The organism is Pedobacter sp. PF22-3 (assembly GCF_026239555.1).
In the GTDB taxonomy this organism is placed as follows: Bacteria; Bacteroidota; Bacteroidia; order Sphingobacteriales; family Sphingobacteriaceae; genus Pedobacter.
Genome location: NZ_JAPIVP010000021.1, coordinates 36,006 through 58,175 on the forward strand (window position 1 = coordinate 36,006; position 22,170 = coordinate 58,175).

The following is a 22,170-nucleotide window of genomic DNA, read 5'->3' on the forward strand; positions in this document are numbered from 1 at the left end:
ACAAAATTCAAAAACGGTTCAGAAAGCTTTATTGTGAATTATGGAAGGCAATTTTCAAGAAATAAAAATGTGGAAAAATCTTATGTACGTTACCATAAGACAAAAATAATTACTTAAAAATATACAAAAATGTGTATTAATTCTACAAATTGATACATTTATCACCAATGCATTTTGGCATAATGCCAAAAAAAATCCCCCAAATAGTTTTGGAGGATTTTTATGGATTTAAACAAGGTTAATGCTGTAATACTTTAGCAATTTCCTTTTCTATAGACTTAATCTCTTTAGGTTTAAGTTTTTTAGCAGCATCTGTTTTGGATACTACTTTATTTTCCGTGTACTTAACACCTACTCTTAGTGCTTTTAAACCTGATACACCTTGAAGTTCGTCTAGTTCGAGCTGTTCTAAATCATCATTTAAATAACCTTGAACCTGCATGTATTTGATGTATTCAATATACTCCTTTGCTTCTTCCGGATTAAAGTAAACCATAGCAATTTTATGCGGCTGCGTTAAACGCTCTGTAGTACCTTTTATCAGCACTTTATCAATCCGCTTTTTAACCACTTCGTAACGGATGTTGTAAGCTCCTTCTACATCAAAACGGCGCTCATCGTTCCTAAAACTAATGTCAATAGCATTCGAATGAATAAAAATCAATTGCGTAGTTTCTAGTGCACATGGCATTTCTGCAATTAAACTTTTAGATAGTCGGGCTATATCAACCATTGAGGTAAGCTGCCACAAACGAATATTCTTCAGATAAAGTAAATCAAACGGCTTTTCTGGTGCAATATCCTGACCGATGTAAATATCATATTCTACCCCATCTGTTCTAAATTTGGCAAAATAGCAAGGATAAGAAGCCTGCAGCTTTGACTGCGATTTTTCCAGGTATTGGCTTACTTCGGTATTGATCAGCTGCATGGAAACTTCAAGCTGCCTGCGGTTTTCGAATGCGGCACCGGTTTCTGGCACCACCACTTCAAAATACTGATCGATTACCTCTGCTGTTTTAGGATGGTTTGCTTTAATGATAGACAGGAATGGATAAACCTCAACTTCCAAAAATTCGTTCAGCTGACTTTCTTCATTTGACGAAGCAAAATCACCTATTCTTTTAATCCAGTCTTTACAGTTAAAAATCAGCTTATCAATAAGCGCTAAAGAAACATCTTTGCGAATGAACTTTAAAGTATCAATTAAGGCATTCAACTGAACTTCCATATCGTTTTTCAACGCCCGGTTACGCTCAGTAGTAGAGTTGCGGATATCAATAGCACCAAAAAGTGGATATAAATGCTTAAAGGTAATGGTTTCGATTTCTTTTAACTTATGATAACCATTATTCTGCTGAAGGAAATGCCAAACAGCCTCGTTAAATTTCCATTGAACGGAAGGTTGCAAGGCAGTAAATTTATCCATCAGTATTTCGTCCATTTTGGCATTAAATTCTTCAATGCTGTATTGGAAAAGCTGACCGATCAAAGGCATTGCCGGACGCAACCTTGATAACAATTTATCATCAACGGCTACTTCATCCTTTGAATATACTTCCAGCACGCCTGCCAACTCTTTATTGTAATAAATAGGCAGTATTGAATAAGAGCTAACGCCTGCAGCTTTTAAAACCTTTAAAAAAGGATCTTTTTCTATCTGCTCTTCTGTTATAGTACTTACAAAAATAGAACGTGGGTTTTCTTTGTATTTATCAACCAGTGCGTAAAAAACTTCTTCTTCTAAATTAGATGCTTTTGCTGAATTGATCAGCATACTTTGTGAAAACTCCTGGTTATCAAATACCAGCTTATTGTTCACTGTTAAAAAAGGCATTAAGCCAAATTCCAGTTTACTGTTACCACTCAGTGTTTTTAGCGCATGTATTACATGGCTGTAAGCTTCGGTTTGATAATTGTGATCAACCAGCGCTCCACGTATGCCTTCAATAGAATGTTGCAAAGTAACATCGGTAATGGAAATGATGCTGAAACCTTCAAAATGAAAGTTACTTAAAGGCAGGTTTTCTAACAGATATTCTAATTCAGTTTCTTCCTGAAAATGTTTACTTAAAGCTTCAAAATTAAGCTCAGGCAAATCGCCCTTGTGCATAATTTCTACAAACTTCGTATCTGTCTGGATATTATAATACTGCGTTAGTTTTGTTTCCTGATTAATGTGCGCATAAATGATCTCATTTTTCAGTACTGATGTGAAATTATAAAAACGGCCCAGAATAATATTATAGATAAACTTAAGCTGTTTTTTCTCAACTGGCTCATTATCCTTTGTTACCTTATTTTTAGGATCATGATCCTTAAAAAATTTATAGAATGCATTTGTACTAAAGAAAATCTGATCTGGAATTGGTGTACTTAATGCCCAAAACAGATCATTTTCATTATCCATTAAAGGCGTTAGAATAGTAAAAATTAATTCTAAAGTATCTTTATATCGGGATAAATCTTTGGGGCTGATGTTGCCAAGCAGCACATCGTCTTTTTCAATTTTTTGGAGTAAAAACCTGTAAAATTCAGATTTTACTGATTTTTCTGTTTTCAGCCTAGCTTTTAAATACTCCACAAGGGGGCGGAAAGACAGAGATGATTCTACCTGGCAATGTATACATTCGTTTTTATGTATTTGTATTACATTGGTATTCATTGTATAAGTTCTGCTATAGGGTAAAAATTTAATTATCTAATTTGTTACTAATCAACTGCAAAGATAGCTACTACCCAAATGTTGTTAGTCTGCTGAACGTAATACTTCGATAAAACATCCATAATAGTGTTACACAAATTTAGTACCTAAAATTGAGAGATACGTATGGATACCAGCCATCTGTAGAGTGTCCCATCACAAATCGTACAACTGTGAGTGATGCAGGTGCAAAATAAACCCCACCTCCTACTCCATGGTGCCATATTGTTGATTTTTCGTCACGTTTCCAAACCCTGCCTACATCATAAAAACCGAGCAAGCCAACTTGTCCGGGCAAAATATAACTTACTAAATCGCCAAGCTTTGCCCTGAGTTCTAAATTATTGTAAAACATATGTTCGCCAGCAAACCTGAACTGGCGGTAGCCTAACAGATTCCCTTGTCCACCTAAAAATAATGCCTGGTAGAATGCAGGTTTACCCACGGTTACCCCACCACCGAAACGATCGGCCAGAATAAAATTCTTTCTGCCGTCCAGATTTTTATATAGTGCTATACTCGCTGTAAACTGCCCATAAGAGTTAGAATATTGATTAACGCCTTTGTAGCCCAATAGTTTAAAATCTACATAACTACCTAAAGTTGGTAACAAATCATTATCACGCGTATTGTTGGTGAAATTTAGAAATGCACCTGCAAACATCTTTTCGTTACGCACGGTTAAACTATCTGCTGAGTGCAACTGACTGGTATTTTCGATAAACCGGCCTGTATTATCTTCCTGGTTAAATTTATAATACTGAAAAGCGGGACCTACGCTAAAAGTAGATTTTGGACGGCGCCAGCGGATAGCAGCATCTACCTGATATAGATTGAAACGTGCACGGTAATACCTGATATTGTCATCATCATCGCCATGCTCATCAAAATGTGTTTCATTACCTAAACCAAAAAAATTCTGTGTGTTATTTGGGGCGAAAGCATCTGCCTTCAATACAAAATCGCCTTTACCTAAAGCTTTTAACCACTCACCTTTATAATTAAATCTAAAGGCTTTAGTAGAAAAAGAATGCAAAAACGAAACCATTTGCGAATTGCCATAAGGTTGTTTTCTGAAACCAGGATTGGTTTGTTTATAAATCAAGCCCAATAAAATACCATCATCCTGATTATAACCGGCATTTAACAACCACGAATTTCGGCGGTACATATCTTTTGGGATATAGCTAAAATTTGACGTATCGTTGGAAATAATTTTCCTGATTTTATCCTGATCGTTACCCAGGTAAGTTGCTTTATTTGTACGCCCATACAGTTTAACGCTCCCATTGCTGTTAGCAAAATCGTAAACTTTATTACCCTTGCCTCCAATAATCCGCAATTTAATGTTCGAATCTTTATTATCAAGCATCAGGCTATCGTTACCATTGTGCATGTACACCCTGATCTCTTTAGTTACTTTCGGATCAAATTTGCGATCGAAAAGTTCATCTTTGATATTACCTTCTTTGGAGATTTTATTGATTTTTACGCGGAGCCCTTTATTAGCTGCATCAGTGACTTGAATCAGTTCATTTTTATTGGTTACCTCTATATCTACAATGCGGTTAAAGAAATGATAATACTGGTTCATTAATTTTGGCAGTGTAGCGATGCGATTACGCAGCTGTGCCATAAAGGCATCGTGATGTAATGAATAACTTGGTTCAGGAAGTTTTTTCAGTGCTTTTTCGAAAACTGCGTCGTTATAATTTGCGCAAAAATCTTTTACGATTTTATCGAATTCCTCTTCATCTATATTGGCGGTCCAGCGGCTGCTGATTTCTCTTCCTTCCCATAAAAACCAATTGATATCTTTTATGCCACGCTCATAGCCCTGCATCATTGGCAATAACGAAGAAGATTGTGTATAACGTTGTAATAGACCATCTGATCTGAAAAATACCTGATCGCGATCTCTGGGCACCGGGGAATAAAGCGAACCATCTTTAGTCTTCGTTTCTTTCCAACGCCATTGGTCTTCGTGTCTGTCCCAATCGCCCAATAACACATCAAATGCCCTTGCTCTTACCCAGGCAGGTCCGTCTAATCTGTTGTCGTTATCTTCAGTTAGCTTTTTATCCATTTTTGGAGAACTGTCTGATTCTCCGGTTGGTTCCCTTTCTTCAAACAAACACAACGTATTGGCAAAAGCCGGTTCAAATTCGCCCAGGTTATCATCTGGAGAAACCCAGCCGATAATTGGATTACTGTGTGCAATTCCGCCAGCATCAGCCAGTTCGGGAACTACGAGCGCTGAAAAAGGATGTTGCGCCGACATATTGTCCTTTAAAATATCTTTAGCAAAAGTTTCGCGCAGTGCTGCCGGCAACAATACTTCCGGAAATTTTTCTACGCTCCGCAGTACATATTCTTTACCATTCTTATCTTCTAAACGCAAAGAACGCGATTGGTTACCTCCACCACGTTTTGTTGCTTTTAAGCCGCCCATCATCTGAGAAATGTGCAGTACAGGTACTTTTGTTTTTGCAGCATATTCTTTGCGGTAATTCTCGCCAAAAATTACACGGTGAAAACGACCAACGCTATCATATTCTGGCTTTACGCGTACAAAAACACTGTCAGCTGTAATTGGCTTATCCCTGTTTCTTAATTTTTTTGGAATGGTTTCGAACTTTTTTAGGTAACTGTAAACTTTTTTAACACTTGTATCTGAATAAATATAATATTCATAACGCATATCGTTGTTTTGCAGTTGATCAGCCACCACATAGCCCTGTTGCATTTCGTGAAATAACGAAGCTTTACCTTCTTTATTTGGCGATACTTTTGATCCCGAACCACTGATAATCTGCAATTGCTTTCCTTTAATTAACTGAAGGCCGTGTTCATGGCCGGCAACGTAGGTTACGTTTGGATAATCGCCAAATACACCGGTAACCGATTTGATCATATCCTTATAAGCCGGATGGTTTAAATCTTCAGGACTTAACAAGGTAGAACGTAATAACGGATAAACAGAACCTAAGCCAGGTAAAGGGATGTATAGGTTTTTATTTAAAGATGTTAGTGGAAAAAGATGGTTTCTCAAGTTAAAATAACCACCATGCGGACCATAACTCTGAAAGGGATGGTGCGATGCCAAAAGAATTACTTTATCTTTATTTTCAGCCAATAACTCGTCCATTTTTACCAGCACCTCATCTTTAGTATGGCAATCACAATCATCATTGGGGTTGGTTTTGTTGTATGGAAATAACCACCATTCGCTATCGTAAGCAATGATTGTTAGTTTATCGGTTAATTTAATGGCTATGGGATCGGGACAACCGTTATCGGGAATTAGTTTAAGCAAAGGATCGTTTTGTTCCCTTAGGTAATCACCCTGGGCCTTTATCTTGGCCAGGCCTTTTGGTCCTGATTTATCCCAATCGTGGTTGCCGGGAATAAAATAAACCGCAGCCCCCATCTTACGCATAGGCTCGAACTGCGAACGCAGAATCTTTTTGGTTTCCTCTTCTTCTACACTGCCGGGCAAACCCATTCCTGTTGGGTAAATGTTATCACCAAGATATAAAACGGTGGTTTTTTTGGGAAGGATCTGCTTTGCCGCGTTTTTTAAATCCTGCATTTGGGCAGGGTTCATTTCGCCTGCATCGCCAAAAAGAATTACTCGGTATTTTACATCATCCTGCGCAAAGGCAATGAGGTTGATTAAAAATAAGATGGTAAAAAAGGTAAATCTTTTGATCATAGACTAAGCGTTTGCATAAAGGTAGGTATTTTAAAATTTATTTTATTTTTCATGAGCATCATTCCAAAAAAGATCGTCATTGCTTCGTCGGCTGAAAAAGCCTTCTAGCAATGACGATCCATAGGGGGAATTTATTTCCATTAAATTGTACTTCGGTTTATATTTATTTTTATAAATAAATTATCCATCAGCATAACAATCGCGTTAGCACACCTCTACCAAATTTATTTCTTCAATTTAAACATTAAAATATTACCAGCGGCCAAGGTTCCGCCTTCGTTAGAAATGTAAAGGTTATTATCGCGGTCGAAAGCGATGCCTTCTGGTTGGTTAAATAAACTTGGATCTAATGGATACGTTGTTTTTAATTTAAAATCAGCATCTGTAATTACCAATAGTTTATTTACTGATGAAAGGATATACCACTCGTTAGTTTTTGGATTTTTAGCCAGTGCAGATGGACGGAATCTTGATTTGGAGCTTCCGGAAGCTTTTTCGATCGCTTTATGCGAAAGGCTGAATTCTCCGGCTGCTGTTAACGAAGCATCATCAGCAACTTTAAATCCATAAATACTGGAAGCTTTTGCTTTAGAATCTGGTTTGCTATCTTTAGTCAGTACATAAATCATGTTGTTTTTTTCATCTGCCGCCAATCCCTCATACTCCGCTTTGGGTACCAGATCTTTGGTTTTGGTTACATTATCGGCTTCTGGCTTGCTTAATTCGGCAATTGGAAAAGTGTGCAGTTCGCCATTGCTTTTTAACACAATGAAATAATTTTTGATGATGGTTACATCTTCATAATCGCCTTTGCCGCCAAATTTCGTAAATTTTGACTCTTTATCACCCAAACCTAAATGAAAGAGATCGCCATCTTCATCCTGAATGGCAAATACTTCCTTAGGGTCGCCATTATGAAATACAATGCCTGAAATTTCGAAAAGGTTATGCGGCATGTTGTATTTTACCGGATTGGCCAGATCGTAAGGAAAATCTGATTTTGCTGCCTCGTTTGTTGAAGCTGTTGTGCTGGTTGAATCCTTTTGTTTATTCTCGCGGTTACCGTTAACACAGGATACGCTAAAAAAAGCTGAAGCGATTAAAAGACCTGAAGCCAAAAGAGTTTTATTGTATTTCATAAGGGTAAATTTAATGTTTATGCGCCTTGGTCTGTGTCCTCACAGACCATCGGTAAAATCATGCGTAACTAAAATCAAAAATTTAATCTTTAATAACTGTTTTTATTTATCGGCCGTCATTCCCGCGCTGGCGGGAATCGTAATGCAATAGGTTTAAGATTCCCAATCAAGTTGGGAATGACGACCGTACTAAGCTGTATTTAATCTTTTTTCAATAATTGATAAATATCATGTTGAGAGGAAACAAGAACCCCGCCAGTTTTTACAGGAATATTATCCATGTTTTCATCTATACAAACCGCCTGCACGTTATCTTGTTTTTGGATTTCTATAATCTCCATAATTTCTTGTTTAATCTGCTCGTTATAAATGGGAAAGCAAACTTCAATTCTTCGGTAAATATTCCGGTTCATCCAATCGGCAGACCCTAAATAAACATCATATTTCCCCAGGTTATTAAAAATAAAAACACGCCCGTGTTCCAGATAACGATCTACAATACGGGTAACTTTAATATTTTCGCTCATTCCTGCTACACCCGGAATTAAGCGGCAAATGCTCCTAACAATCATTTCAATCTTTACACCAGCAGATGACGCCTCGTAAAGTTTGTTAATTAAAACCTTCTCTTCCAGGTTATTCATTTTAATGGTAATGCCTGATGTTTTACCTTGTTTGGCGTGTTCAATTTCTCTATCAATCAGGTTGAGAAAAACCTGCTGTAAATTAAATTGAGCCACCAATAAATGATTAAATTTAACCTGGTCGGATGATGCAGGCTTAACCCGTTTGGCCAGAAAAATAAAAAGTAGTTCTACTTCCCGCAGCATTTCTTTATTGGCCGTCATTAAAATATGATCGGTATAAAAAGCCGCAGTGCTTTCGTTAAAGTTTCCGGTAGCAAACAAACCAACGTAACGCATTCTGTTACCAACCTGGCGTTTTACCAGGGCTACTTTGGCGTGCACTTTTAAAGCGGTAACACTGTAAATAATATCAACGCCTACATCTTTCATTTTTTTTGCCCATTTGATGTTATTGGCTTCATCAAAACGGGCTTTTAGCTCAACCAGAACGGTAACTTTTTTACCATTTTTTGCTGCGCTGATTAATGCATTCACAATTTTAGAATCGCTGGCTACACGATAAAGCGTAACATAGATTTCCCTAACTTCGGCATCTATAGCGGCTTCATTAAAAAAACGCAATATACTATCATAACTTTGGTAAGGTGTATGTACAATAATGTCGTTTTTATAAATGGCCTCGGTTAACGATCCGTCAATCAGGTCGGTATTACAAAGTTTTGGCCAATTCTGGTTGGATAACTTTTGAGAACTCACCGGGAAGCCCATAAAATCTTTCAGGTTGTGGTATCGCCCACCTTCTATCCGATTCGCTTTTTTAAGATTAAACAGTTTTTTAAGCAATTCGAATACATTGGCCGGTATACCGGGTTGGTGGAGAAAACGTGTGGCCAAACCCAAATCGCGTTTTAACAATTGTTTTTCCAGCTGTTCTGATAAGCTGCCAGCATATTCGTCTTTCAGGTCTAATTCGGCATCTCTGGTAATTTTGAAACTATAACATCCGGTAACTTCACCGTGCGGAAAAACACGGTCTAAATGAAAGCGCACAACGTCATCCAGAAACACCACAAAGGTTTCATCTCCTGATTCTACTTTATAAAAACGAGGCAACTGGCTGGAAGGAATATTTAAAATTACAACTTCTGCATCTTCTTTCTTTTTTAGTGTGATTAGAAAATACAGCTCATTGTTGGAAGGAAAAAAATCAGCATCAGCATTTAGGTACACCGGCTGCAAAAAGGCCATTACCTGGCTTAAAAAATACCGGGTTATACTTTTCTGAATTTCTGCCGGGAACGGCTCCCCGTAAATTAAGTTGATCTTATTTTCTTTAAGTGAGGGAATAAGTGCTGATTGAAGCACTTTGCCATATCGCTGTTGCTGATCGGAAATAATTTGATTAGCCGTAGTCAATAAATTATCATCAATTTTGATATCGTTATCTTCTTTATTGCTCAATTTCTCTAAAGCGAGCAATACGGGCATTCTTACGCGATAAAACTCATCAAGATTGGAAGAGAATATGGATAAAAATTTAATCCGCTCTAAAAGCGGAACGGTATTTCGTGCGGCTTCCATTAAAATGCGCTCGTTAAACTTTAACCAGCTTAAATCCCGATTAAAAAAAGAGGTTTCTACTTGCTGTTCCATTAAAGTTTACCGTAAGCTGCGTAAGCAATTACAAATGCCAATACTGCTGCAATTAAACCAAACATGAAAATATTGTATGCCAGGCGGATGAGTTTATACTTTCTGCCCAGTACTACACCTTGCGAGTATACGTCGGTAATTAATGTGCCGTATAAGAAATCTTTATCGTTCATTACCTTAATCATCCCATCGGTATAACTGGGCAAACTCATTTTATAAAAGTTGCCAAAAAATAACAGGTTTACCTTTTTCTTATCCATATCTTCCTGTGTAAACTCTCCTTTTGGAATAGATGGACGGGTTGATAAAATGGAAACGACTACGCAGGTTAAACTCACCATCAATAAAATAAAGGTGGGAATAATCAGATTGCCGTGATCTTCGAGCCGCCTTAACAATAAACTTACGATCAGGGAAAGCATAATCGAATTTACGGTAATAAGGATGTGTGCTTTATTATCAGCCATATCGCTCAACCGTTGGTTATTGGCTGAAGTAATCCTAAACATCGTTTCAATCCCCTTATCTGGCCTATTGTCTTTATCTTTTTTCTTTTTATCGTTAACAATAACCGGTGCAAAGTTTTTAGGTTCTTCGAGTTCGGTGTTGATTACTTCCTGTGCAGTTAGTTTACTTTTTAGCTTTTCTATATTTTTTTGTTTCTGATCGCTTAACAACAGGGTGGCATAATCGGTATGGTAATGGTGCGATTCCATAAACTGGATATCTTTTTTGCGCCATTCTGATTTGCTGATATCTTTTTTATAGATCAGTTCATTTTCTTTATGCATTAATTTCCCTTTTGTACGGAAATCAGCCAGCCCTAAATGGAACAGATCTGCATCGCAAAGGATTTTATCAATTTCACTTTTAGGTTGCTGAGGAATTTTAGTGGCCAATATTGCACTTTTAACCTGATCGCGGATTTCCTGGTTTACCTTATGTGTTGCTAAAAAATCATCAGCCAAAGCTGCTCCTTTTGCTTCGTGGTTTAATGCATCTTCAAAATACCCGGTATCATGAAAATAGGCTGCAACGGTTACAACAAAAAAATCCTGTTCGTTTAACTGGTAATGATTGGCAATTTGCTGCGCCGCATTTACCACTTCTTGCGTGTGTTCCAGGTTATGATAAACCAAGCGCGGATCGCTATGGGTATGGAAGTAATCGCCAACATGCTTTTCTACATCTTCCTGCAATTTTTTATAGTTCATGAGCGTATTGGGATTGTGATGATTTAATATGATGTAGGAAATGCATTTTCTTAAAAATCTTTAAAACTGAAAAATCTGGATAATATTTTATTGAGATAAAATTAAGCTATTTTTTTAAAAACGATATAGATCTCCACTAAACAATAATAATGCCCGGTTTATTTTACAATAAGATTAAAGCTGTCATACAGGAAACCATGTCTTTTTATAAAACCAACAGTATAATTTTTAACTCCAAAGGTGTAGTAAAAGTAGGTTTCTTTAAGCATATTTGCTTGAAAGGAAATTTAGCAGGAATGTCCCAACAATAAACATTCAATTATGTGCATGTTAATGCTTTTTATCAGAATCAGTAGCAGTTAATAACTACTTTCTAACTACGACAATTTTTCGTATCAATGCCGATGCTGATCCATCGGTAAGCGGTACTGCAGTCCCATTTTTCCAGTATTGAGCTACACCATCTTTCCCATTACTCCCATCTCTGTAACCACTTACAAAAACATCAGCACCTGACACGGCAATAGATAAACCGAAGGCACTATCAGGGCCATTGGATAAAATTACAGGAATTCCGTTTTTCCAATATTTGGCCATAATTGCACTATTTCCATTTGTAGTGCCCGATCCGGCTACATATACATCACTCCCATTTACGAAAATTGAATAGCCCCTTACATCTGGAGTACCATCATTAATGAGTACCGGACTGCCCAAGTTTTTACTATACCTGGTTTTTGACTGCCCAGAGCTATTGTAGGTTTCAGACCAGAGTAAATATAAATCGTTACCCGATACGGCTATTGACTGGTTGTCAGCAGCTGTAGTACGGTCTGAAAGGTTAAAAAGCTGTCCGTTTTTCCAATAAACCGTAATAGGTGTAAGCCACTCCAGGCTTCTCCACTCACCAACCACATAAACATCATTACCGATTATGGCTATCCCAGTAGCAACGGCCTGCTGCGTACCATCCGTTAACACTATAGGGGTTCCGTTTTTCCAGTACTTGGCCTGGTAGGTTGATTTTCCTGGTACTATTTCCTGTCCGGCAATGTACACATCATTCCCCTGTACAAATATGTCATTTGCAAAAGCATCCTGGCTACCATCGGTTAATGAGGTTGAGACACCGTTTTTCCAATATTTGGCCACATATTTCCCTGAAGCATTAACTTCGTAACCTGCAATATGAATATCATTTCCGGCTATTGCCATAGCATTTGCATCAGAAGATACGCCAGCACTGCCAAGATTTACGACTTTCCCGTTTTTCCAGTATTTGGCTACATAACCTTCCCTCCCGGCTGCATAGATATCAAACGGATCGGACGGAGTGGGTTCATCTATAGTTTTCTTCTTGCACGCTGGTAATGCGATGCTCAATGTGATTAAAAAAAGTAAAGCTATTCGTAAATGCTGCCTCATATTTTGGTTTTGTTTTGAGGTTCAACAACCAAAGAGGCATATAGTTTCAGTGTTGCACATTAATTTTATAAAAAGATGATAGGAACTTTTTAAACTATAGTGTTAAATCTCCAATCTCTCTATTCTTTGGGCAGCAATGAAATCTGCTTAGTTATACACATAATGCGATTGCTACCATTCTGAACACAGTGAAGAACCTTTATAAGTTGATAACTTACACAATTAAAGATCCTTCGTTGCACTAAGGATAACAATTTAGAATTGAGAAGGTCGTGCTTTTCCATAAGAATCCATTCACAGAGAGTTTTCCATATTGTCATTCTGAACGTAGTGAAGAATCCTTTATAAGTTAGTAACTTACCACAATTAAAGATCCTTCGTTGCACTGAGGATGACAATATTAAAGATTGAATAGATTCGTCGCCCTGAATTTATTTCAGGGTCTTTCATGCTAAAAAGATGCTGAAATAAATTCAGCATGACGATTGCCTAAGAATTAATTATCAAACTCCAGTAATTATATGTTGAGCTAAAACTAAAAAACGGAGTGGTCATCCAACCAGCTCCGATCATCATTAACTAAGAACTAGCACGCTAAGTGTTATGTTTATTTTTTATCATTCGAAATGTCTTGTTCTATAAAGTACTTTGCGAAATAAGCCCTCATTCGTTTCTCGAAATACAATTTTGCAGTACCTTCATAATGGTGATCCTGCCCTGGCAGCACCATTAAATCGAAATCTTTATCTGCTTTAATAAGCGTATCTACCATTCTGTAGGTATTGGCAGGGTTTACATTCTCATCAACTTCGCCAGTTACGAGCATTAAATGACCTTTTAATTTTCTGGCTAAATCTTCATTTAAAGGCATTTTATTTTCCAGTCCCTGATACGTTTCGCCCCAGGTCCGGTTGTATATTCTATTGTCGTGGTTACCTGATGAGGCTACTCCTACTTTATAAAAATCAGGATATTTACACATGGCTGCAACCGTCATCATACCTCCGCCTGAATGCCCGAAAATACCTACCCTGCTCAGGTCCAGATAGGAAAAACGTTCTGCCAGCTGCTCAATGGCATACTTATCATCATCTATTCCATTATCACGAAGGTTACCATACCCAAATTTGTAATATTGGGCATTGCGTATAGGCGATCCTCCCCTATGCCCAACTGCCACCACGATAAATCCCAGTTGTGCTAAAGCGGCATTATTATATTTATCCAATACTGTAAAATCGTTCCAAACGGTTTCTATCTGAGGACCCGGGTACACCTGCGATATTACCGGATATTTTTTAGCCGGATCAAAATCAAAAGGTTTCCAAATCAATCCATACAAATCAGTTGTGCCATCTTTAGCTTTTACCGTAAAGGGTTCAGCATTTTTCCAACCATAAGCATATAGATTATCTATATTTGGCTTTAATACTTCTGCTATCTGTTTCCCATCAATTTTACGTAAAATAGTTACGGGCGCCATATTTATGCGGGAATAATTATCTATAAAATATTTTCTGTCTGGTGAAATGTATACCTGATGGGTGGCATTTTCAGAAGTAAGCAAATGCTGGTTTTTACCACTTAAAGCCACCTTGTATAACATGGAATAATACGGATTTATATTTCGCTCCTTACCATAACCATATAGATAAATATCACCAATAGCGGTATCTATAGCCACGATTTTTCCGGCCGTAAAATTGCCCTTGGTGATGGGATTGAGTAAATGTCCTTCGCCATCGTAACGGTAGTATTGGCCCCAACCTGTCCTATCACTCCACCAAATAATTTCCTTTCCACCTTTGATAATTGAAACATTAAAAAAATCTTCATTGATAAAAGGTTTACTGGTCTCGTGGATGATAGAACGTAAATTTCCAGTAGCCAGGTCAACGGCACAAAGTTCCATTTCGTCTCTGCTGCGCTTACGTCTGATCACGTAAATCTCTTTTGTATTTCCTTGAGCCTCTAAAGTTTCCACCTGCTGATCAGGCCAACGTTTCAGGTCTACTTTTTTAAATGAACCGCTTTCTGCATTGCCAACATAAAGTTCATATTGTGCTACATCCTTATCGCCAGGCAATTCATATTTATAGGTAGATATTCTGGGCCTTGGGGTTATGGCTGAACTGATCACCGACAGGGTAGCTACTTTTCTGGTATCAACCCGTAAAGCATAAAAATACCTGGCACCTAACCATTTTGCATTAGAAGGATAAGTTTTATCTGTAGTATAGGTGCCTTTTTCGTCTACACAAAACGAGAAATAAGGCTCGGCATCAAAACTTAACTGACGTTCTTTTTGCTTATTGGCTGTTGGAGCGATGTATAAGTTATGTGCTTTGGTATAAAGTTCCCAGTTACCATCGGAAGAAACACCAAAACCAGCTGTTTTTTTATGCGGCGCTTTAACCTGTTGTAAGATAAGCTTTTTCGTTTCGTAGTTATAGTTGTAAGTTTTTGTATCGTACTTTATGATTACGTTTTTTCCATCATCCGAAAAACTGGCCCAATACAAGATTTTCTGATCATCTACTACATCCTGTGTAAGCACTTTCAACTGCCTAACAATTTCAGGTTTATCAAAAAGTACTTGTTTTTTACCCGTCAACATATTCACGATGTAATGCGTGCTTTGCTTGCTAGTAAGTGCAACTGAGTCGCGAGTAAAATTTACTTTAGCTGTAGTTGAACGGGGTTCATCAGCTATAAACCAAAAATAATGACTGTTTTTAAGGAAAAAAGGAATCACCTTGGTTGTGCCAATAAGTTTAGCCAGATTTGGCGCATCAAATTTTTGTGCAGCTTTATAATTGGCCTGCTGTGCAAAAGCCGCCGTACAGGAAAACAACCAGGCGCACCATAAACTAATTTGCTTTTGGCGCATATCTTTCTTTTAAAGACTTAAACTGTTTAACTAAGTAAGGATTGCTTGAACTTTTCGAGATTTCGTCAGAAAGCGCCTCAATTTTTGGGAATTCGTAACCCTTGATTGTTCTGGCGAAAGTGTAGTAATCGAAAAGGATGTGACGGTTTTCTTCAGAGAACGAAGCCAGGTGTTTGATAAATAAATCTGTAACCTTGGTAATGTTCTTCTCTCCTGCTGCCATAGCGATGTCCATCATTACTAACAATTGCTTTTTATCTGGCATCTCCGTTTTTTTGATCTGCGTTTTGTACATTTCGTAAGTCGCTTTATCATAAGGCTTCACCTTTGCATAAAACCCATTAAGCGTCCAGGAGGCAATCTGCCTATACACAGATGATAGTTTATTATCTACCGAATCTTTGGTGTTCTTTGCAGCAAAATCCTGCCAGTGATCGGCTAAATATTTAAAATTCGGGCTAAATAAATCAGAGAGATACATGGTATATCTATTTTGTCCGAACAAGAACCAATTCTCCGGGCTCGCTTTTTGTTCAGGAGTGAGCGTGGCCATGAATTCGACATTGAGTTGTTTAGCTTTCGAGATCTCCATCACTTTAATCTTATGCCTGATGTAATTTCTCATGAATTCCGGTGAACGATCTCCACTTTCGTACATTGCATTTAACCTTGCCTCTTCACTTGTTCCCAATCCTTTTTTGGCGTTCATTATAAAGTCTTTAGCCGACATGCCACCCACAAATTTATTTCGGATTTTCCCTTCGGCATCCACAATAAGGTAAGATGGATAAGCTTCTACCGTAAACATTTTTTTTAGTGCAGGGCCTTCTCCTTTTTCCATATCAACTTTGATGTTGATGAAATTTTTATTGTAAAAATCAGCAACACTATCCTGTGTAAATACATTGGCTTCCATCTGTTTGCAAGGAATGCACCAGGTGGTAAAACAATCTATAAAAATCATTTTATGCTGTTCCTTCGCCATATTTAAGGCTTCCTTTAACGAAGCCGTTTTAAAATTAATCGCCCTGTTCTGTCCATATGTTGAGATTCCCAAAAAGAGCATTATGCCTAATATTATCTTTTTCATGTACTAGCTTGCTTTCTGGTTGATGTTACGTTCAGTTTTTTGTTTGATCATTTTATAGCGCTCACGTGTAGCAGCATCCTGGTGTTTTTCTGATAGCTCGCCCAGGTGCTGCAAGGTTCTGATAAAGTACAGATGCAACACTTCGCTGGAATCACTCAAGCCACTTGTAATGTTATTTTTTGCAACCGCTGCAGAAAGATCGTACACGAAGTTTGTCTGCATCAGCATTCTGTAATCATCTACCGGTGCTGCAGGGTTAAAATCTTTAAAAACATAGTGGTCCAGGTCGTTGAACAAATCACTTACTGTATACGCCTCCTTACCCAAATCGTACTCCGCCTGAATCAGGTTGTTGAGCACTTCCGGCGTAATAAATTTTCTGAGTGCATCTTGTGTGCTTTTACCCATCTTTATGGTTTCAGACTCTTCGCTGATCTGGTTCATGCGTTTGCTTTGCATCCAGGCTGGCGGCCCATTAAAAAACCAGGTATCCAACAGCGCCATTGCCCGTTGCTGGTCTTTTTTAGACGGATACACTACGCCTGTGTCATTGTAGTTTTTAAGCACCGGACGCACAGACTTCCCACCGATGTAGCTCACTACATTGTCGGTATACAATTGATAACTGATCTGGAAAGCTTTAGACAACAGTTTAAAGTTCTTCCAGTCCTCGTCCTTATCTTTCATCGCCGATGTGAGTTTTTCTACCTGTGGGTAGAAGGTCTGCACGTTTCTCATTCCGAGAATGGCGGCTTCAAGCTGATCAGAAGAAACATCTCCCCTGCGGATGTAAGGATCACTTTTATTTTCTTCAAGAAACAACAATTCCGGATCAGAAATCTTTAAAGACGATAGTGCCTTTTTCTCTTCAGCGGTATTTTTGAAATTCCTGTATGCCCAGCCAATCGCCAGTTTGTCGTAAGCCGACACCCGGGGCATCAAGTCGGTAACGCTCACCTGATCTTCCGGTTGCACCACAAAGTTAAACTGCGTATCGTCTGTAACAGATGAGGTAAAACTATGTTCCTTAAGCCAGGCACCAGATCGAAGTTGTGTAGTGGTGTAGGCCGCACTGCCATGCAGGTTAGGCAGCATACCCAGCAGTTCGCCCAATCCCTGGGCTGCTTTCCACTCCATAATCTCGCCACGTACTTCAGGATTGTAGAGGTCCTTCATGATCCGTGGATCTTTAAAGCCACATTTCGCAAAATAAGAAGGTAGCAAATCATTGCTGACATTCACATCAATATTCATTTTTCCGGCAAGAATTTCTCCTGTTCGTGGATCTGTAACTGTGTTTGTGACCAATCCTTTTACAGCATTTCCCCAACGTAACAGTATTTTACCGGCAGATAGCCAATTGTCTTTATCATCTGTGGATACGACCAAGGGATTTTTTAATCCTGCCGCACGAAAGGCTCCGTTCCATTGTTCAACCGCTTTTTTTAAGTAAGGAACAAACAGCGAAGGTGTTGTAGGGTCAATAATGACCATAATTTTTTTTGTCTCCAGGTTCCATTTGGTAATCACTTTCACATTTTTAATACCATAAGGGCTTTTGCCAAAATCATTGTAATTGACCGTTTTAAAACCTATACGGGGATCCGCTTCTCTTACTTTCATAACGGCGTCAGGCAGGCGTTGAATAACCAGGGTAAGTACAAAAGCAGTAGCTTTATCTATTGCTTTACTACCATTATAGCTTGTACCCGGTATGGTTTGTGTACGCAACACGCTGAATACAACTGCATCGTTTGTGGTTTTCACTTCCTGTACACCCGAGCGTGCGGCGTCAGGACTAGTTAAGCCATTTACATCCTTGAACGAGAAAAATTCACCGCCCTCCATCAGCTGCCTGCTGATGTCGATGAGGTAACTCCCTTTCGTCTTTCCAAGAGCAGCAATGGGCATCACGAAACTCACAGGAACCAGGCTTGATTTCTGTACAAGCTCTTCAATACCCTGATTAAAATCTGGCGATACCGCCTCTTTATAAACCGCTCTTGTTACGTTCAGGTTATTGCCGTTGCCTTCGCTAAAGCGGATAACGCCTGAAGATTGAGAAATATTATTTGCATAGCCACGGGCCACGTCTCCAATGATCAGGATATCTTTATTTAAGTTCGCAGGCGAAATTTCCAGGTAGTATTTAGTACCATCCTGGTAAACCGGAAATGCACCGGGTGTGATCTTCATGGTATTTTTAAAGAACTTGTCAAATGGTTTCGGATCGCCCGAAGGAGCAGTATCTTTTATTTGTGCCTGTGAAGTGCCGGCTGCTAAAAATGCGCAAAGACCAAGCAGAATTGAATATATATATTTCATTGTGGTGATTATTTAGTGAGGTAGGCATCATTTTGTCCGGTGTTCCAGATCTTAATCATATTGGCTATCGAAACAAGATGGCTTTTAGAAATAAAGTCCGTTTGTTTTGCAGCACCGGCTTCTGCCTGTTTTGCAGTAAGGTACATGAGTTTGGTCATCGTAAAATCTACATCATTAGGGAAGGTTGCCGGCTTGTCTACATGCCCCATAATGGCATTTAAAAAGGAGCGCTGCAGCATCCGGGTGTAGCGGGAAATGGGTTTACCAGTTTCCAGATCTTTAAAGATGTAACGCTGCAAATCGGTAAGAAACTCAGTAGGCGGATACGCCGGGTTGGTGGATATGTTGGCTGCATTTCCCAGTTGGAAATACTTTGCTAATATCCTGTTCAACAAGTCGGTATAGCCAAGCTCTACTTCTGTTTCAAAGCTTGCATTCGTTTTAGCCATTATATCTTCAGGATACAACCACTTTGGCTCGGTAAACATGTAATCATTCAGATAGGCCATGGCCTCTTTTTGTCGCGCGCGGCTAACAGGCACATAGCTGTCTTTATTTTCGGCACGCAGTGGATTATCGACTGAAACCCCGCCTATGTTTCTCACTACATGCTGCAGGTATTGGTAATAGCGGCCTTTCACTGCACGGTACATCGACCTTAGGGTAGCATAGTCATCATCGTCTCCCTGTACCGAAGTATTTAAACCGGCCATGATTCTCTTCAGATTTTCGACACCCAGTGCACTTGCCTTCATACTGTTGTCGCCGATGTCTTCACTTTGTACCCTTGGGTCATTTTTTTCCTCTTCATCATAATAGAAGAAACGTGGATCTTTTCTCTTTTCCGACACCCAGGCACTAAGGTAATCTGCTACTTGTACAGGTGTTTTGTCGGGCATGTATTTATAACCCCATTCAATGGCATAATCATCATATACGCCAATAAACGGCAGCAGGTCTTTAGGCGTCATATTATCCTGAGGCTGTGCCGCATAGTTGTAGCGCATATAATCCATTATGGATGGGCCAAAACTATTTTTACGCACAAAATCCCTTTTGCGGATGCTGTCTACCGAATAGGAAGAACTGCCGGCAAAATTGTGCCTCAGACCTAAGGTATGCCCCACTTCATGAGCGATCACATTTTTCATTAGCGAGCCCATTAGCTCCTGGCTCATGGGAATCTTAGTTGCCCTGGGATCCGTTGCAGCGCACATAGAGAAATACCAGCGTTGCAGGAGGTCCATGATGTTGTGAAAAACAGCCACATGAGACGATAAAATCTCTCCGGAACGCGGATCCACCACCTGCGGACCATAGGCATTGGCCATTTCTGAAGGCTTATAAGAAATATAGGAATACCTTGCATCTTCCATGCTGTAATCCTTATCTTCTTCAGGTGTAGGCGCCAGCTTCCCGGTGATGGCATTTTTGAATCCAATTTTCTCAAAGCTTTTACGCCAGGCATTTACACCTTCAATAAAGTAAGGAACGAGGTAGGCGGGCGTATTTCGATCAATGTAAAACACGATCGGCTTTGCAGGTTCTACCAGTTCGCCATTTTTGAATTTTTGCAGGTCCTCTGGTTTAGGCTCTATGCGCCATCTATTGGCAACTGTTAGAAATTCATCTCTTTCCGGGTTAAGGTCGTAATTTCTTAATCCTGTTAAAAAATACCCTATCCGTTTATCACCGTAACGGTGTGCCATCGGAACCTCTGGCAGTAAAAACCAGGAGGCGCCGACTTCCCACATGGTGGGATTTGACTCTTGCTTTTTTGGTGCAGTACCCGGCGCACCTGGTGCTTCCGGCGCTGCCGCACCTTCTGAATAACTTTTGATGGAACGGAAAACGATGTTGTTTTCAAATACGCTTACGCCGAGGATTTTGGATTTCTGTGCTTCGAAACCACCGAGTTTTAATTCTGTAGCGGCTCCTTTTAAGGAGAAAAAATCATTGTCGCCGGCAAACATCGAGGTGATATCGATCACGGAACTCGACTTTCCAGCAGCCACCACATCAAAGGCGAGCAGACTGGGTACCAATCTTGATTTAACGACATTAAAATATAAACCAACAGTATCATTGGCCTGTACAAATTCAGGAATAATCAGATTTAACTTGCCATTAGTTCCTTTGGTAAACCGGATCACACGATCGTTTACGGCATCGCCTGCAAAGCCAAAACGCATGGCCGGGTTTCTTTTACGCTGTGCTGAACCACGGATAATGGTAATGCTGGTAAGGATATCCCTGCCCAGCAGCTGATCGGGAATTTCGATGTAATATTTATCGTCCTGTGCGTAAACATTGAACATTCCTTTATAGGCCTTGGCAGCAGGTTTAATAAAGGTACCGAGATCCGGTACCTTTATTTCTGATTGCGCATGTGTACATACTACAGTGATAAGCAATAGCGCAATACCCAGGCACAATTTTCTTATAATAATTTTCATTCGTGTGTTTTTTAAATCTTTTAGAGACCTCTGGTAGCGTTGCCGATCAACTGAAGGTCTACCCCATATTCACTGATAAAATAGTTTCTAACGATATTATACCGCCTTTTTATCTGGCCTGCAGTATCTTTTGTAGCATTAAGCATTCCGGCTGGGGTGCTGTCTGTATTTGCTACCGAAGCATTTAACTGCGGGGTAGAATAAGTAACCATCGCAGTGATATAGGCATTCCAGTCTGACTGGGCTGAAATGTTTGAGGTACCCATAATTATTCCCCTGCTATACGCTTGGGCAAGGGTAGTTACATTGCTCATGTAATCAGCACTACTGGCGAAGTCTGAAGTTGGTGCACATAATCCCCTGGCAAAAATGCTTTGCATGAAGATTAGATTCACCTTATAAATAAAGGCCCGCTGCTCAGCGGTAGTCATGGAGCTTACAGATGCATCCCCATAATTTACCTGAATGTTATCGTAATTGTAAAAAGCCGCTACTTTTTTTGTTCCTTTCGAAGCAGTATATACTGGCGTAAAAACATAGGTGGTAAAAACAGAATCAACCTTTTTGCAAAGCATGATCTTTACCGGGAGAAACTGTTTGAGAAATTTATCTGTGTAAAAATCAAACCACTTACTTTTGATCAGTGCCAGTTGAGTTGCCACGTATGCCGGGTCTGATTGTTCCACTTCTGCCCCGGAAGACCACGTGCCGTTCGTTGCCACTGGTTTTTTAAAGCCGGTTGGTGTCCAATACACATCCTTTTCAGAGAATTTGTATAACATATATGTGCCGTAAGCTTTATAATAGCTTACTATTGTCTGATCGAATGCATTATTTCCTTGAGGAACTTTATAAGTATCATCTATACCAGAGGGTGTGAGTTGCTCTTCGTCTTTTTTGCAAGAGGCGATCATAATTGCCACCATTAGGGCAAATAGGATTAATAAGTTTTGTTTCATCATTTTTTGATTT

At 39.2% G+C, this 22,170-nt stretch carries 11 protein-coding genes; all 11 read right to left on the bottom strand.

Annotated elements, in window-relative coordinates:
- Positions 1-238 precede the first annotated feature (238 nt).
- Positions 239-2,665 (bottom strand): GAF domain-containing protein, encoded by a 2,427-nt coding sequence (locus tag OQX63_RS21040; RefSeq protein WP_265852771.1) that lies wholly within the window; start codon positions 2,663-2,665, stop codon positions 239-241.
- 139 nt (positions 2,666-2,804) lie between these two features.
- Entirely contained in the window at positions 2,805-6,419 is a 3,615-nt protein-coding gene (locus OQX63_RS21045; RefSeq protein WP_265852772.1) for a BamA/TamA family outer membrane protein, read from the bottom strand.
- 224 nt (positions 6,420-6,643) lie between these two features.
- Positions 6,644-7,558: an SdiA-regulated domain-containing protein gene (locus OQX63_RS21050; protein ID WP_265852773.1), complete on the bottom strand. Its 915-nt coding sequence runs from the start codon at positions 7,556-7,558 to the stop codon at positions 6,644-6,646.
- 200 nt (positions 7,559-7,758) lie between these two features.
- Positions 7,759-9,798: a polyphosphate kinase 1 gene (ppk1, locus tag OQX63_RS21055; RefSeq protein WP_265852774.1), complete on the bottom strand. Its 2,040-nt coding sequence runs from the start codon at positions 9,796-9,798 to the stop codon at positions 7,759-7,761.
- Entirely contained in the window at positions 9,798-11,012 is a 1,215-nt protein-coding gene (locus tag OQX63_RS21060) for a Pycsar system effector family protein (protein ID WP_265852775.1), read from the bottom strand. The genes ppk1 and OQX63_RS21060 overlap by 1 nt, the downstream gene beginning before the upstream one ends.
- Positions 11,013-11,378: 366 nt before the next feature.
- Positions 11,379-12,437 (bottom strand): hypothetical protein, encoded by a 1,059-nt coding sequence (locus OQX63_RS21065; RefSeq protein ID WP_265852776.1) that lies wholly within the window; start codon positions 12,435-12,437, stop codon positions 11,379-11,381.
- Between the two features lie 607 nt (positions 12,438-13,044).
- Entirely contained in the window at positions 13,045-15,327 is a 2,283-nt protein-coding gene (locus OQX63_RS21070) for a S9 family peptidase (RefSeq protein ID WP_265852777.1), read from the bottom strand.
- Positions 15,308-16,417 (bottom strand): thioredoxin family protein, encoded by a 1,110-nt coding sequence (locus OQX63_RS21075; protein ID WP_265852778.1) that lies wholly within the window; start codon positions 16,415-16,417, stop codon positions 15,308-15,310. The genes OQX63_RS21070 and OQX63_RS21075 overlap by 20 nt, the downstream gene beginning before the upstream one ends.
- Before the next feature lie 3 nt (positions 16,418-16,420).
- Complete coding sequence (locus tag OQX63_RS21080; RefSeq protein ID WP_265852779.1) at positions 16,421-18,742, bottom strand: zinc-dependent metalloprotease; 2,322 nt, start codon at positions 18,740-18,742, stop codon at positions 16,421-16,423.
- Positions 18,743-18,750: 8 nt separating this feature from the next.
- Positions 18,751-21,198 carry a zinc-dependent metalloprotease gene (locus tag OQX63_RS21085; RefSeq protein ID WP_265852780.1) on the bottom strand — a complete coding sequence of 816 codons (2,448 nt, stop codon included), beginning with the start codon at positions 21,196-21,198 and terminating at the stop codon, positions 18,751-18,753.
- Between the two features lie 20 nt (positions 21,199-21,218).
- Positions 21,219-22,160, bottom strand: a complete 942-nt coding sequence (locus OQX63_RS21090) for a putative zinc-binding metallopeptidase (RefSeq protein WP_265852781.1) — start codon at positions 22,158-22,160, stop codon at positions 21,219-21,221.
- Positions 22,161-22,170: the final 10 nt, after the last annotated feature.

Excerpts from the sequence above, each read along its gene's own strand:
- OQX63_RS21040 (WP_265852771.1), bottom strand. The coding sequence starts at position 2,665 with ATGAATACCAATGTAATACAAATACATAAAAACGAATGTATACATTGC.
- OQX63_RS21045 (WP_265852772.1), bottom strand. The coding sequence starts at position 6,419 with ATGATCAAAAGATTTACCTTTTTTACCATCTTATTTTTAATCAACCTC.
- OQX63_RS21050 (WP_265852773.1), bottom strand. The coding sequence starts at position 7,558 with ATGAAATACAATAAAACTCTTTTGGCTTCAGGTCTTTTAATCGCTTCA.
- ppk1 (WP_265852774.1), bottom strand. The coding sequence starts at position 9,798 with ATGGAACAGCAAGTAGAAACCTCTTTTTTTAATCGGGATTTAAGCTGG.
- OQX63_RS21060 (WP_265852775.1), bottom strand. The coding sequence starts at position 11,012 with ATGAACTATAAAAAATTGCAGGAAGATGTAGAAAAGCATGTTGGCGAT.
- OQX63_RS21065 (WP_265852776.1), bottom strand. The coding sequence starts at position 12,437 with ATGAGGCAGCATTTACGAATAGCTTTACTTTTTTTAATCACATTGAGC.
- OQX63_RS21070 (WP_265852777.1), bottom strand. The coding sequence starts at position 15,327 with ATGCGCCAAAAGCAAATTAGTTTATGGTGCGCCTGGTTGTTTTCCTGT.
- OQX63_RS21075 (WP_265852778.1), bottom strand. The coding sequence starts at position 16,417 with ATGAAAAAGATAATATTAGGCATAATGCTCTTTTTGGGAATCTCAACA.
- OQX63_RS21080 (WP_265852779.1), bottom strand. The coding sequence starts at position 18,742 with ATGAAATATATATATTCAATTCTGCTTGGTCTTTGCGCATTTTTAGCA.
- OQX63_RS21085 (WP_265852780.1), bottom strand. The coding sequence starts at position 21,198 with ATGAAAATTATTATAAGAAAATTGTGCCTGGGTATTGCGCTATTGCTT.
- OQX63_RS21090 (WP_265852781.1), bottom strand. The coding sequence starts at position 22,160 with ATGATGAAACAAAACTTATTAATCCTATTTGCCCTAATGGTGGCAATT.